15 protein-coding genes are annotated in these 12,945 nt (G+C 35.1%); 6 read left to right on the top strand and 9 right to left on the bottom strand.

Annotated elements, in window-relative coordinates:
• Nucleotides 1-64: 64 nt before the first annotated feature.
• The 7 genes from FW780_RS00945 to FW780_RS00915 form a co-directional block, all read right to left on the bottom strand.
• Nucleotides 65-979: a hypothetical protein gene (locus FW780_RS00945; RefSeq protein WP_149831788.1), complete on the bottom strand. Its 915-nt coding sequence runs from the start codon at nt 977-979 to the stop codon at nt 65-67.
• Complete coding sequence (gene radC / locus FW780_RS00940) at nt 976-1,653, bottom strand: RadC family protein (RefSeq protein ID WP_149831787.1); 678 nt, start codon at nt 1,651-1,653, stop codon at nt 976-978. Before radC ends, FW780_RS00945 begins: the two co-directional genes overlap by 4 nt.
• 17 nt (nt 1,654-1,670) lie before the next feature.
• Nucleotides 1,671-2,249 (bottom strand): murein L,D-transpeptidase catalytic domain-containing protein, encoded by a 579-nt coding sequence (locus FW780_RS00935; protein WP_149831786.1) that lies wholly within the window; start codon nt 2,247-2,249, stop codon nt 1,671-1,673.
• Between the two features lie 16 nt (nt 2,250-2,265).
• A complete protein-coding gene (locus FW780_RS00930) occupies nt 2,266-2,934 on the bottom strand; it encodes an ABC transporter ATP-binding protein (protein WP_149831785.1) in 669 nt (222 codons plus the stop codon).
• A gap of 314 nt (nt 2,935-3,248) precedes the next feature.
• Nucleotides 3,249-4,841: a pyruvate dehydrogenase complex dihydrolipoamide acetyltransferase gene (locus FW780_RS00925; RefSeq protein ID WP_149831784.1), complete on the bottom strand. Its 1,593-nt coding sequence runs from the start codon at nt 4,839-4,841 to the stop codon at nt 3,249-3,251.
• An 86-nt stretch (nt 4,842-4,927) separates the two neighbouring features.
• Complete coding sequence (gene pdhA / locus FW780_RS00920; RefSeq protein ID WP_149831783.1) at nt 4,928-5,929, bottom strand: pyruvate dehydrogenase (acetyl-transferring) E1 component subunit alpha; 1,002 nt, start codon at nt 5,927-5,929, stop codon at nt 4,928-4,930.
• A 317-nt stretch (nt 5,930-6,246) separates the two neighbouring features.
• Nucleotides 6,247-6,678 carry an NIPSNAP family protein gene (locus FW780_RS00915; protein ID WP_149831782.1) on the bottom strand — a complete coding sequence of 144 codons (432 nt, stop codon included), beginning with the start codon at nt 6,676-6,678 and terminating at the stop codon, nt 6,247-6,249.
• Between the two features lie 297 nt (nt 6,679-6,975).
• Here FW780_RS00915 and FW780_RS00910 point away from each other — a divergent pair, with 297 nt between their 5' ends.
• Genes FW780_RS00910 through FW780_RS00900 form a run of 3 tightly spaced genes read left to right on the top strand, consistent with a single transcriptional unit; the run spans nt 6,976 to nt 9,792 of the window.
• Nucleotides 6,976-7,482, top strand: coding sequence for a phosphatase PAP2 family protein (locus FW780_RS00910; protein ID WP_241676814.1), 507 nt, complete (start codon nt 6,976-6,978; stop codon nt 7,480-7,482).
• An 8-nt stretch (nt 7,483-7,490) separates the two neighbouring features.
• A complete protein-coding gene (locus FW780_RS00905) occupies nt 7,491-7,982 on the top strand; it encodes a BlaI/MecI/CopY family transcriptional regulator (protein WP_149831780.1) in 492 nt (163 codons plus the stop codon).
• 25 nt (nt 7,983-8,007) lie between these two features.
• A complete protein-coding gene (locus FW780_RS00900; protein WP_149831779.1) occupies nt 8,008-9,792 on the top strand; it encodes a DUF4153 domain-containing protein in 1,785 nt (594 codons plus the stop codon).
• Nucleotides 9,793-9,848: 56 nt separating this feature from the next.
• Here FW780_RS00900 and FW780_RS00895 read toward each other — a convergent pair whose 3' ends face one another.
• Both FW780_RS00895 and FW780_RS00890 read right to left on the bottom strand, forming a co-directional pair.
• Nucleotides 9,849-10,598 (bottom strand): hypothetical protein, encoded by a 750-nt coding sequence (locus tag FW780_RS00895; protein ID WP_149831778.1) that lies wholly within the window; start codon nt 10,596-10,598, stop codon nt 9,849-9,851.
• A 139-nt stretch (nt 10,599-10,737) separates the two neighbouring features.
• Nucleotides 10,738-11,094: an RNA recognition motif domain-containing protein gene (locus FW780_RS00890; RefSeq protein ID WP_047375252.1), complete on the bottom strand. Its 357-nt coding sequence runs from the start codon at nt 11,092-11,094 to the stop codon at nt 10,738-10,740.
• A 364-nt stretch (nt 11,095-11,458) separates the two neighbouring features.
• On the opposite strand from FW780_RS00890, the gene FW780_RS00885 reads away from it, so the two are divergent.
• The 3 genes from FW780_RS00885 to FW780_RS00875 all read left to right on the top strand — a co-directional run bounded on the left by FW780_RS00885 (nt 11,459) and on the right by FW780_RS00875 (nt 12,922).
• On the top strand, nt 11,459-11,872 hold the full coding sequence (locus FW780_RS00885) for a DUF6157 family protein (RefSeq protein WP_149831777.1): 414 nt from the start codon (nt 11,459-11,461) through the stop codon (nt 11,870-11,872).
• 97 nt (nt 11,873-11,969) lie between these two features.
• Complete coding sequence (locus FW780_RS00880; RefSeq protein WP_149831776.1) at nt 11,970-12,365, top strand: acyl-CoA thioesterase; 396 nt, start codon at nt 11,970-11,972, stop codon at nt 12,363-12,365.
• Nucleotides 12,362-12,922: a helix-turn-helix domain-containing protein gene (locus FW780_RS00875; RefSeq protein WP_149831775.1), complete on the top strand. Its 561-nt coding sequence runs from the start codon at nt 12,362-12,364 to the stop codon at nt 12,920-12,922. The genes FW780_RS00880 and FW780_RS00875 overlap by 4 nt, the downstream gene beginning before the upstream one ends.
• The last annotated feature ends 23 nt before the right edge of the window (nt 12,923-12,945 follow it).

Raw genomic sequence — 12,945 nt, 5'->3', positions numbered from 1 at the left:
ACTAAGGATTTTATAAAGTTACGGAATATTACTTAATTAGAACCAATCTAAACAATGCTTTTCATCATAAAAAGGACTTTCCTCTCAATACAAGATAACCCAGTCTTTTAAAAAGGTTCTTTTTTGAATTCTCAATAATGCCATAAGGTCTTAATTCCGGGCGGAATCCTCTGAAAAACTCTTCAATATTAGGGAGTTCTCCCCCTTCAAAATCAAAAATATGAGTCTCAATATTTTCTTTAATAATATGGTCAATCAATACGGAAGCTCCTGATAATCTGACGTAATCTTTATCATTAAAATTACCCAGAAGCGCAACCATATTACCATCAGAATAAGTAGCAATTACATTGATGATTTGTTGCTGATAGTAAAAAGCCGTGAACTTCAGATAATTTAACTTGTAAAAGCTTTCAAAAATCCTCATGAATTCAAACAGATCATTGTCCTTGCTTAGTCCTATCGTATTAGCTTCAATAAATGCTTTTGCTATATCGTAAGAGATTGTCCTGATTTCCGATTCCTTTACCACAGCTTCATCTAACCGAAGTTTTCGTTTTCTCTTGGGAGAATATCTTGCATAAATTTTCTCATAAGTCTCCGGATACAATAAAAAGTTCTTCTTGATCCTGATCTTTGTCCGAAGCTGATTTACATCATTGAACGGATATGCTCTGATCATGTAATTTTTTTCCAGATATTCTAAAAATGCTTCATTAAGGTCTACATTATCTTTACTGGAAAAAACACCAAGCTGCTGACAAAGTTTTGGGTTATGTACAATTTTCATCCCGTATTTTCTTACAAAAGGTACGGGCATTACTGCTTCGTAGTCTTTATAAACAAGAATTTCCCATGGCATTGTCGAAGTAGTGTCTAAAAAATCTTTTGCAGCAGAGTATTTTCTTTGTTCGGAATTTTCTAAACATTGAGCATATTTTACAAAATCAATTTCATGATATTTTAATCTTCTAATCATAACAATCCTTCGTCCGAGAAACTAAAGTAAGAATCCTGTGTAACAATAATATGGTCTAAAAGCTGGATACTTAATGTGTCTCCTGCTTCTTTAATTTTTTTTGTAATATGGATATCTTCCCGACTTGGCTTTAAGCTTCCGGAAGGATGGTTGTGGGCGATGATAATCCCCGTTGAAAAATGATCCAGCGCCCCTTTATAAAGAGTTCTCACATCTACAATAGACTGACTGATTCCTCCTTGGGTAAGTTTTGAAACATGGATCACTTTATTGTTATTATTCAGGAAAATGGCCCAAAATTCTTCTGTTCTTAAATCAGAAAGCTGGTTTCTGAGAACCATATAAGCATCGTGACTATTACCAATGATAGTCTTTTCCGGAATTTCCTGCCCTGCTCTTCTTCTTCCAATTTCTAAAGCTGAAATGATAGAAATAGCTTTTGTCTCTCCAATTCCTTTAAATTTCATGAGATCTTTAACAGAAAGCAGACTTAGCTGATGCCAATTGTTATTGACGGAGGCAAAAATTTTTCGTGCAAGCTCTACAGCATCTTCCTCTCTACTTCCGCTGCCCATAATAATAGCTAACAGTTCAGAATCAGAAAGTGTGCTTTTGCCTTTCCGCAAAAACTTTTCTCTGGGTCTGTCATCTTCTGCAAGAAATTTTATAGCCATGGAAAAGAGATTATGAATTAATAAAATGCATACAGGATCACCGGTTTTGCCGACTGATCAATATATTTTGCGGTTTCTTTAAGAGCATTCACCGAAAGCATAGGACATCCTAAGCTTAAACATGCCGGGGTCTGAGATTCTACATCCGGAATACATCCGTAGGAATGAAGGACAATTGCTCTTTGCATTGCATTGCTGTTGGTAGAGTCAAGGCCTTTTAAACGGTAAGCTTTACCAAATTTTCCCACATAGCTTTCTCCTATGGCATATTTTCCCAGAGATGATTGATAAGAACCTTCAATATTACTGAATTTTAAAGCATCTGATTTTGGAATGACAGAGCCTGAGCCATGAGATACAACAGCCTGTTGTACAATTGTATTATTTTTCAGGTTATAGATGAAGTAACGATATTTCCCGGAAGGGATTTTAAAGTTGATAAAAACAGCCAGCTCCTGGTTATATTCTTTTCCTTTGATATAATTTTTAACCTCTGAAATCTTCGTCTGGGGTACATTCAATGTATTCAACTGCTGAGATTCAGCTTTTGAACAGGAAATTAAAATTATAAAAAGAAAAATAAAGTGTTTCATCATCTGGTGCTGTGTACTTCTATTCTATGATCATTCCGTCTTTCATGATGAGTTTGCGGTCTGTAATTTCTGCAAGATTCGGGTTGTGGGTTACAATGACGAATGTCTGATTGTATTTATCTCTCAGATCGAAAAATAATCTGTGAAGATCATCCGCATTCTTAGAATCCAGGTTTCCTGTAGGTTCATCCGCAAAAATAATTTTGGGTGAATTGATTAAAGCTCTTGCTACAGCTACCCTTTGCGCTTCTCCCCCTGAAAGCTGATTGGGTTTATGATTCAGCCTTTGTTCTATCTTCAAATCTTCAAATAAAGCATAAGCCTTTTCAAGAGCTTCTCTTTCATTTGCTCCGGCTATTTTTGTTGGAAGCAATACATTTTCCAGTGCTGTAAACTCCGGAAGAAGCTGATGAAACTGAAATACAAAACCGATATTCTGATTTCTGAACTTTGACAGCTGCTTATCATTCATATTAATAAATGACTCTCCTGCTATTTCAATTTCAGTATCATATTTATTTGATTGGCTCGGATGATCCAGCGTTCCTAAAATCTGCAGCAATGTAGATTTACCTGCTCCTGATTCTCCTACAATAGAAACCACCTCGCCCATTTTGATATGAATATCAACTCCTTTCAGTACTTCTAAATTCCCATAAGATTTATGGATATTTCTTGCTTTAATCATGATTCAAAAATAGTAATTTGATTTTGAAATTCCATCAAAAAATACCGTGATAATTTCTAATTCTCAAATTGACATCATTATAAAATCTTGGCATAATTTCTAAAGCATATTATATTTAATGGATTTTCTAAAATTTGTTTCTAATGATTATGAGAATCTGATATAAGTAGTATAAAATTCAATCTCGTTGCTTTTACATTTTACAATTATATGGTTTTTAAAATCTTATAAGTGCTGTCCAACTATTGGGATTGCTATTTACAAAACAAAAAAACCTCCCAAATGGGAGGTTTCAATATTTTCTATTTCAGAAATTACAATAACAATGTTAATGGACTTTCTAAATATGTTCTTAATGTTTGTAAGAATTGCGCACCTGTAGCACCATCTACTACTCTGTGGTCACATGCCAATGAAAGTTTCATTGTGTTTCCAACTACAATCTGACCATCTTTTACGATTGGCTTCTCGATGATTGCTCCTACTGAAAGGATAGCAGAGTTTGGCTGGTTAATGATACTTGTAAACGTTTCGATTCCGAACATTCCTAAGTTAGAAATAGAGAATGTAGATCCTTCCATTTCGTTAGCTTTAAGACCTTTGCTCTTAGCTCTTGAAGCCATATCTTTTACGGATGCAGAAATCTGAGTATACGTCATCTGATCTGTATTTTTCAATACAGGAACTACCAATCCGTCAGGAATAGCTACTGCTACACCAATATTGATATTTCCTCTGTGGATGATCTTATCACCTGCCCAGCTTGAATTTACCTGAGGGTGTTTTCTTAAAGCAATTGCAGTCGCTTTAATGATCATATCATTGAAAGAGATCTTAGTATCAGGTAAAGAATTGATTTCTTTTCTTGCTTCAATTGCTTTATCCATGTTGATCTCAACCATCAGATAGTAATGAGGAGCAGAGAATTTACTTTCAGAAAGACGTTTTGCAATAATATTTCTTACCTGAGAGTTTGGAGTCTCTGTATCTTCACCCTGTACGAAGCTTACTGCAACTGGAGCAGCACTTACTGCTGGAGCTGAAGCAGCTGATTTCGCAGCCGGCTGATAGTTTTCAATATCTTTTTTAACGATTCTTCCATTCTCACCAGATCCCTGAACACTGTGGATATCAACTCCTTTATCCTGAGCCATTTTCTTAGCCAGTGGAGAGATTGCAACTCTGTCAGAAGATGAAGTATTTGCAACCGGAGCTGCTTTTTCTTCTGTTTTAGCTTCTGTTTTTTGTTCAGCTGGTTTTTCAGTTGATGCAGCCGCAGATTTTGGAGCGCCTACAGCGGAAACGTCTGTTCCTGCAGGGCCAATAATTGCTAATACGGAATCAACCGGAGCAGCACCTCCTTCTTCTACACCCTGCTTCAATAATACTCCATTGAATTCAGATTCAAAGTCCTGTACCGCTTTATCTGTTTCGATCTCAGCAAGAAGATCTCCTTCTTTTACTGTATCTCCTACATTTTTGTGCCATTTAGCTACTTTACCTTCTGTCATTGTATCAGAAAGTCTTGGCATGGTAATAACTTCTACTCCAGCCGGAACTTCTGCAGCAGGTGCAGCAGTTTCTGCTTTAGGTTGTTCTTCTGATTTTTTTTCTTCAGTTCCAGCAGCGGGAGCAGCAGCTCCACCTGTTAATCCTGAAATATCTTCTCCTTCATTCCCGATAATAGCCAAAACAGAGTCTACAGCAGCAGCACCTCCTTCTTCTACGCCTACGTATAAAAGGGTACCTTCTATTTCAGATTCGAAATCCTGAACGGCTTTGTCAGTTTCAATTTCCGCTAAGATATCTCCTTCTTTTACTTTATCTCCTACTTTTTTATGCCATTTTGCCACTTTACCTTCCGTCATAGTGTCGGATAGGCGGGGCATCGTAATTACTTCTGCCATAATTTTCTAATATGATAATTTGTTAATGTGATGATGAGAGAATTAAAAAATCTAATTCATTTTCAAATTCTCAAATTATCTAATTATTAATTTTCTAATTTGTCTAGGAATGGATAGTTTTCCTGAGCGTATACATATTCATAGATCTTTTCTGTCTCTGGATATGGAGAGTTTTCCATAAATTCGATACACTCTTCAACGAAGTCTCTTGACTTGTTATCCATAGTTTCCAATTCTGCTTCTGTAGCCCATCCGTTTTCTAAAATTCTATGTTTTATAAGTTCGATTGGGTCATCATTTTTATGAAGTGCTACTTCTTCTTTAGATCTATATGGTTCAGCATCAGACATAGAGTGTCCTCTGTAACGGTATGTTCTTGCTTCAATGAATGTAGGCCCGTCTCCTCTTCTTGCTCTTTCAATAGCCTCATAAGCAGCTTCAGCTACTTTTACAGGATCCATTGCATCTACAGCAAGACAAGGCATTTCGTATCCTAATCCTAATTTATAGATATCTTCGTGGTTGGCAGTTCTTTTTACAGAAGTTCCCATCGCATATTGGTTGTTTTCTACCACAAATACTACAGGAAGTTTCCAGTTCATTGCCATGTTGAATGTCTCATGTAAAGAACCTTGTCTTGCAGCTCCGTCTCCAAAGAAACAGATGTTCACTGCTTTTCTGTCAAAATATTTATCTGCAAAAGCAATACCTGCTCCTAAAGGAATTTGTCCTCCAACGATACCGTGTCCTCCATAAAAACGGTGTTCTTTACTGAAAATGTGCATAGATCCACCCATACCTCCGGATGTTCCAGTAGCTTTACCACAAAGTTCAGCCATGATTCTTTTAGGATCTACTCCCATCGCCATTGGATGGATGTGGCATCTGTAAGCAGTAATCATACTATCCTTTGTAAGATCCATGGCATGCGTGAATCCTGCAGGGATAGCTTCCTGACCGTTATACAAATGTAAAAATCCTCTGATCTTTTGTTTTAGGTAAAGAGAACGGCATTTGTCTTCAAACCTTCTCCACATTGTCATATCTTCATACCACTTCAGGTATACCTCTTTAGAAAATTCTTTCATGTGTTAGCTCTTGCTTTTTTATGATGAAATAGTTGAGCAAAATTATGAAAAAAACTTTGTTTTTATTCTATACATAGATAACTTTTCGTTTTTTCTGTAAAATCTATTTGCAGGCCGAATGGATTATTCTTAATTTTCGACCCAGCGAAAGGCTCATGAAGTAAGATTTTATCTGTTGCTTTCTTATTACGATATATAAGGAATCGGCCTATCCATATGGCTTTCCTGAAACAATGAATAATTCGGAGATATCAGAATTCGATACTTTTTATTCTTCTATTTCTTTCCTCTTTAATTATTGTTAATATCTCTTTTGGTTATTTCAAGAGCTTCTTTTCCGGAGAAAAATCTGTAAGTTTGAGGGTTCTGTCTTCAATATCGTTAACGAAATTACCATATTGTTTTGCCGTTCTGGCTTTAATCTCCTTCCATTCTTTATCTGCCATAAATCCTTCCCATGCTGTTTTCATTGCGTCTTCATTTTTCCATTCAAGCAGGTAAACAAATTCTGTTTTTTCCCTGAATTCTGATTCCCAGATCGCGACAATAGTAAATCCGTATTTCTTCATTATTCTAAGCGCGTGATCCCGGAAACGGTCCAGAAAAACCTGTTTGTTTTCTTTCGGAACTTCATAAATTCTTAACTGATGTAAGGGAACTGACTGCACAGAAGTATTTTCCTGAGAAAGTTTTTGTCCAAAAGTAAAGTAACTTGTGATGATCAAAAGGAATGTGAATAGGTGTTTCATTATATAAGATTAATACTGATGAATTAAAGGTATACATTTTCGGCAAAATTTAATAGTAATTTAAAATAACTGAAAAATAATTTTACGCCATCGAAAACAACTGATTATGAATTGTTTTTGCATCATCCAACCTCTTTCATACCTCCGTTTTTCGTTTGTTTTTTGAGGTTATAATGGTATATTTGGTTTTTAAACTTGATTATGGAAGAAAAGCAGTCTTCATTATTACACAAAATTTCAAAAGTTATCTCTGATTTTTTCAATCCCCTGGTCTCTCTGATCATTTTTTTCATATATATGAGTATCAGGGAATACACCCTTAAAGATTCTATGATGTACTTCATTCCCATATTAGCAATGATTATTATTCCGGTTGTCATTTGGCTGGTGTGGAATGTAAAAACAGGAAGGTATACTAATATGGATGTATCAAACCGGGTTCAAAGAAAAACACTGTATATATTTATTGCAGCCTGTGTAATTGCTTATCTTCTCTTCCATTACATCAAAAACGGATCTGTTGATCTTGTCATGTTGTTTATTTTAATTCTTCTATTTGCCTTACAGGTCAGCAATCTTTTCATCAAAAGTTCGATGCATACCGCATTCAATATATTTGTAGCGGCGTTATTTTTCAGCCTCGACTGGAAAATGGGTCTGCTATGGCTGGGAATTGCTGCTTTGGTTGGTATTACCCGCGTTATTTTAAAAAGACACACCGTAAAAGAAGTATTTATGGGAGCTGGAATAGCTTTTATGGTATCTTTTATCTATCTTTATTGCAATATTCAATTTCAACATTAGAATACTCTATGAAAATAAATCATCTTACTGCCGCAGAAGAAAACTTTATGAAGCTGTTTTGGAAAATGGAATCTTTCTATCTGAAGGACGTTATGGAGCAGCATCCGGAACCTAAACCACACCAGAATACGGTTTCCACTTATTTGAAAATATTGGTTGAGAAAGGCTATCTATCCACTGTAAAAGAAGGAAGGATTTTTAAATATTCTGTGCTTGTTCCTTTGGAAGGATATAAAAAATTCCTATTGAAAGAACTTTCGCACAACTTCTTTAATAATTCAGGGAAGGAAATCCTGGAGCTTTTATTAAGCGAAAAATTAATTTCCCAGGAAGACATGAAGGGACATTTCGATCTAAAAATCGAAATAAAACCAGCAAAGGTTGAAGAACCGAAGTTTGAAATTGCTGAAGAAATCCTAAGTCCTAAAAAAGAAAAGAAGACCAAAGAAAAGGTGAAAGACAAGGACAAAGACAAAAAGAAAAAGAAGAAAAAAGATTAATCTTATTCTCAAAAAACACCAAATCATGAAAACAAAATTCCAGGAAACGTTAGGCCGGGCCAATGAAGTTATTTTCCGCTATCCGATGGTTCTGGCAGTGGCTTTATTAGCAGCAATCGGTGCTATCTGCATTGCTGAAACAGAACTTGAGGAAGTTACAGCGTACATTAAGTTTACGATTTGTGCCTGTCTCGGAATTTCACTGATGTTTGCCCTGAAAATGGCATCACAGAGAATCGGGAAAGAATTATTATTAAACGTATTCGGTGTTGCTTTTCTCATTGGATTCTATTGTATTCTTCCTGATAAAAAGAATAACTTCACAGAGGTCTATGCTTACATCATTGCAGTTACGGCTCTCCTCTCCCACTTATTGGTTTCTTTTGTTCCGTTTCTTGAAAAAGACAGAGAACTTAGATTCTGGCAATACAACAAAAATCTTTTTGTCAATTTTTTCCTTACTGTTGTATTTACAGGGGTTTTGACGGGAGGAGTTGAATTAGCCATTCTAGCTGTCGATAAACTTTTTGACTTTCATTTTCATCACAGGATTTATACAGATACATTTTTTGTTCTGGCTATTTTCGGGAGCAGTTTTATTTTCCTTTTATTCAATGATAAAGGTTTAAATAATCTTGAAAAAGACGGAACATACCCTGTTGTTTTAAAATTTTTCACACAGTTTATCTTAATCCCGCTGTTGCTTATTTATGTAGCAATTCTTTATTTTTATTCTTTTAAAATCCTGATCAACTGGCAGCTTCCAAGAGGCTGGGTTTCTTATCTTGTTCTGGCTTACAGCATTGTTGGGATTCTGGCATTGCTTCTGGTACATCCATTAAAAGAGGAAAATGCAAAATCATGGGTTAAGATATTCTCAAAGGCATTTTACTACACCATTATTCCTTTAATCATCCTGCTTTTCACAGCTATTTTCACAAGAATTCTGGAGTATGGCTATACAGAACCGAGATACTTTGTTTTCCTTCTCGCACTTTGGCTGCTCAGCATAGTTATCTACTTTATTTTCAGTAGAAAGGCAACGATAAAGTTTATTCCGGTCAGCTTATTTTTATTTGGAGCTTTTGCTTTAATCTTCCCCTATTTCAATGCTTTCAGTGTTGCCAAGAGAAGTCAGAAGACAGAACTAATGAATATTTTAAATCAAAATCAATTAATCAGTGCCGGTAAAATTAATTTCAATAAAAAAGTCACAGATACAGTTCGTAATGAAATTGCTGATAAATTTGAATTTCTAGCAGAGAGAAAACAAGGTGAATTTTTATCAAATCTATTGAATCAAAAAGATCAGGCCGAGTTATCTGATAATATTGAAAAGGGGGCATTTTATAGCATTAATTATACGATTCAAAATAAATTTTCGGATGTAAATATCACTGTTAAAAATAGACCTTACGAACTCAATAGAATTGTTCTTGTTCCTGAAAAACAAATTATAGGAATTGAAAACTATCAATATTTACTTACTTTCCACCGTTACAGCAGAGATCCGCAGAACCTGAATGAAGATCAGTTTGAACTTACGGATCAGCTGACCGATAAATCCTCATTGAGACTAAGATTAAATTCTCAGGAAGAAGTAGATTTCGGGCCACAAATCATGAAATTATTTGAAGAAAATAAAAACAAAAACGGCACCGTAAAAGTTCCTGAAATAGCAATGGAATCTGATTTGGGCAAATACCATGTCAAACTTCTTTTCAGTGACATTACAAGAGAAAAATATTCTGACAATGAGTTAGCCAGTATTTATTTTGAGAATGTTTATATTCTGATAAGATTAAAATAATAGATAAAAAAAAGACTGTCCTTACGGCAGTCTTTTTTATTGTATAGAAAATTCATTTATCTATTGGTTCCGGAACTCCATAGTGGAGAATTTCTTCCGTAGATCACAAGGTTTCCATCATTTTGTACTGTAAGTTTTACAGCCCCTCTGTTTTCTGTATTTGAACTCCAGACAGCTCTGTTATAAGAATCATATACTACAAGATTTCCGTCACCTTGAAATTCCGCTTTGCTTCCTCTATTATCAGTTGCTGTAGCCCAGATAGCATTCCCGTTTCTATTAGCCAAAACAAGATTACCATCATCCTGAAATACCAGGTAATAGCGTCCGTCTGAAGAATACAGTTTTACATCCTTACGAAATCTGTACCCTGTTGACACATAGTCATTTCCACGATAACGATCACCGCCGTTATTATTTCTAATACCTCCCTGAGAAGCCCATAAAGGATTAGAACCATTATAAATCACAAGATTACCATCATCCTGAACGGATAGCTTATCCGCTCCCTGCCCATCTGTATTTGAGCTGAAAGCAACACCATTCCCTCTTGTATACACTACCAGATTACCATCTCTTTGGAAAATTGCTCTCACACCTCTGTTTGTCGTTTTTGATTCCCATGCAGGGGCACCAGATCTGTTATAGAAAACTAGGTTACCGTCATTCTGAAAGATCAGATAATATCCATTGTTATCCGCCCAGTATTTTTTATCCTGTCTTAATGTCTGCCCTGCATAAATGCTTTGTGCATTGATCAATACCCCGCCAAACACCATCATTAATGCTAATAAATGTTTTTTCATTATAATTACTTTTTGATTGATTGATAATTTTCTAAAATTATGCCAAAACACTTCAATATTTCAATACAAAACTCTAATCTAATGATTTACTGGAAATTAAATTGCATAAAAAAAGCGGCTTAAAAGCCGCTTCATATTTTTACCAACGATTTCCGCCTCCGCCACGGTTGTTACCATTACCATAGCCTCCGCCTCTATTGTTGTTGTTACCATAACCTCCGCCTCTGTTGTTATCGAAGCTTCTTCTTGGCTTCTCTTCTCTTGGCTTAGCTTCAGATACGTTAAGAGCTTTTCCGTTGAATTCTTTTTGGTTAAGAGCTTCAATAGCTTGCTTTCCTTCTTCATCACCCATTTCTACGAAACCGAAACCTCTGGAACGACCAGTTTCTCTGTCTGTAACAATTTTAGCTGATGATACGTCTCCAAATTCTGCGAATAGATCGTGCAACTCATACTCTTTAGTTGCGTAATTGATGTTTGAAACAAAAATGTTCATTTTAAATAAATTAAAAAATTAATAAAAATTTGGTATATAAAAGAAAAACAACATAAATTAATGAACAAATATTGATTCCAAATATAAACGTATGCAAGATACAATTAAAAATTTCAAATCAAAGCTTTTTTTACATATTTCTCACATTATGTTGAATCTCAAAAGTTAAAAACAGCCTAAACACAATTAAATATACTGATTTTCAAACAGTTAAATTCAAAAAATCTAATATTATAAAATTAGTTAATTTTTTTCAAATAAAAAAGAGTTTGAACATCTATAACTTTGACAATCTATAAGATAGTATTCTACTGTAGTCCTCATGACTCTCTAAATTCAATAAAAACCAATTAAAAGTCAGAATATGAAACAACACACTACCAATTACACCAACACCTTTATTGAAGTAGCCGAAGACTACCCTGTTTCCAAGTCCCGGATTCCTCCTGAGAAAAATGAAAAAACACTTGCCAGACTTCAATATGAGAAACTCATAAAAAATCCTTATCAATATTCATCAGACGATATTATTTTTGAGTGTTATGCTATTAAAAATGGTATTTCAGAAAACGAAAAACAGCAAGAAAGAGAAAAATTCTTTTCCAAAGGACAGCCCTGCCTCCGATGTTCACCTTTAGCCAAAAAATACGGATTTGGAATTCATCATAATGGTGAAGAAAAAGTGGCCCTGATTCCTGTAGAAAGTACAGAATACCAGACACTCCTTAATAATGCTTCTACAGCAAAAACCAAAGCCATGCGCTCCAAAAGAAAATGATTGAGAAAATGAATCATTATTTTCAGATCAATAAATGCTATTCTTTTGAAAACATCAGCTTTTAACACTAAATTTGTAGTGCAAATTATTAAAAGATATGAACTACCATACAAGAAAATGGGTAAAACCCGAAGACTTAAATCCCAACCACTCACTTTTCGGAGGAAGACTTCTGCAATGGATTGATGAAGAAGCAGCATTATACGCCATTATTCAGTTGGAAAACACAAAAGTGGTGACCAAATTTATCTCAGAAATCAATTTTGTAAGCTCTGCCAAACAGGGAGACATTATAGAAATAGGAATTGAAGCAACTCATTTCGGATCTTCTTCTATTACTTTAAGATGTGATGTAAGAAACAAAATGACCCACCAAACCATTATTACCGTTGAAAAAATTGTAATGGTGAACCTTGATGCAGATGGCAATCCTTCTCCTCACAGTAAAACCCAGATTGAATTCGTAAAAGACAGGTTAAACAGCAGCCTATGAAAATTTTCATAAAAAACATGGTCTGCAACAGGTGCATTGCGGCAGTAGAAAATATCTTCCATAATGCAGGTGTGAAAACAAGCGCCGTTTTATTAGGTGAAGCCGAAACAGAAGCTGAAGTTTCCCCTGAAAAAATGCAGGCCATAGAAAAAGAATTGCTTGCTACAGGCTTTGAAAGAATTATGGATTCTGCACATCAGGTTGTTGAAAAAATCAAAAATCTGATCATTACAAAGATCAGCGATCTTGATATTGCCGAAGACTTCCTGCTTTCAGAATTTTTAAGTTCAAAACTTCATAAAGACTACAGTTCGCTTTCAAAAACATTTTCACAAAACGAAAATATCACCTTAGAGCAGTTCTTCATTCTTCAGAAAATTGAAAAGGTAAAAGAACTCCTTCTCTACAATGAATTCAATCTTACTGAAATTGCCGGAAAGCTTGGCTATAAAAGCGTTCAGCATCTTTCTTCCCAATTCCGTAATGTGACCGGATTCACTCCCACTGAATTCAAAAAACTTAAAGAACACAACCGTAAATCACTTGACAATCTATAAGTTTGAGTGTTTGAGCATTTAGG

The organism is Chryseobacterium sediminis (genome assembly GCF_008386505.1).
Lineage (GTDB): Bacteria > Bacteroidota > Bacteroidia > Flavobacteriales > Weeksellaceae > Chryseobacterium > Chryseobacterium sediminis.
Note: the sequence above shows the minus strand (reverse complement) of the source record. Positions and strands in the feature narration are given on the sequence as shown.

Bases quoted from the DNA above. Each gene is read 5' to 3' on its own strand.
- FW780_RS00945 (WP_149831788.1), bottom strand. From the start codon at position 979: ATGATTAGAAGATTAAAATATCATGAAATTGATTTTGTAAAATATGCT.
- radC (WP_149831787.1), bottom strand. From the start codon at position 1,653: ATGGCTATAAAATTTCTTGCAGAAGATGACAGACCCAGAGAAAAGTTT.
- FW780_RS00935 (WP_149831786.1), bottom strand. From the start codon at position 2,249: ATGATGAAACACTTTATTTTTCTTTTTATAATTTTAATTTCCTGTTCA.
- FW780_RS00930 (WP_149831785.1), bottom strand. From the start codon at position 2,934: ATGATTAAAGCAAGAAATATCCATAAATCTTATGGGAATTTAGAAGTA.
- FW780_RS00925 (WP_149831784.1), bottom strand. From the start codon at position 4,841: ATGGCAGAAGTAATTACGATGCCCCGCCTATCCGACACTATGACGGAA.
- pdhA (WP_149831783.1), bottom strand. From the start codon at position 5,929: ATGAAAGAATTTTCTAAAGAGGTATACCTGAAGTGGTATGAAGATATG.
- FW780_RS00915 (WP_149831782.1), bottom strand. From the start codon at position 6,678: ATGAAACACCTATTCACATTCCTTTTGATCATCACAAGTTACTTTACT.
- FW780_RS00910 (WP_241676814.1), top strand. From the start codon at position 6,976: ATGAGTATCAGGGAATACACCCTTAAAGATTCTATGATGTACTTCATT.
- FW780_RS00905 (WP_149831780.1), top strand. From the start codon at position 7,491: ATGAAAATAAATCATCTTACTGCCGCAGAAGAAAACTTTATGAAGCTG.
- FW780_RS00900 (WP_149831779.1), top strand. From the start codon at position 8,008: ATGAAAACAAAATTCCAGGAAACGTTAGGCCGGGCCAATGAAGTTATT.
- FW780_RS00895 (WP_149831778.1), bottom strand. From the start codon at position 10,598: ATGAAAAAACATTTATTAGCATTAATGATGGTGTTTGGCGGGGTATTG.
- FW780_RS00890 (WP_047375252.1), bottom strand. From the start codon at position 11,094: ATGAACATTTTTGTTTCAAACATCAATTACGCAACTAAAGAGTATGAG.
- FW780_RS00885 (WP_149831777.1), top strand. From the start codon at position 11,459: ATGAAACAACACACTACCAATTACACCAACACCTTTATTGAAGTAGCC.
- FW780_RS00880 (WP_149831776.1), top strand. From the start codon at position 11,970: ATGAACTACCATACAAGAAAATGGGTAAAACCCGAAGACTTAAATCCC.
- FW780_RS00875 (WP_149831775.1), top strand. From the start codon at position 12,362: ATGAAAATTTTCATAAAAAACATGGTCTGCAACAGGTGCATTGCGGCA.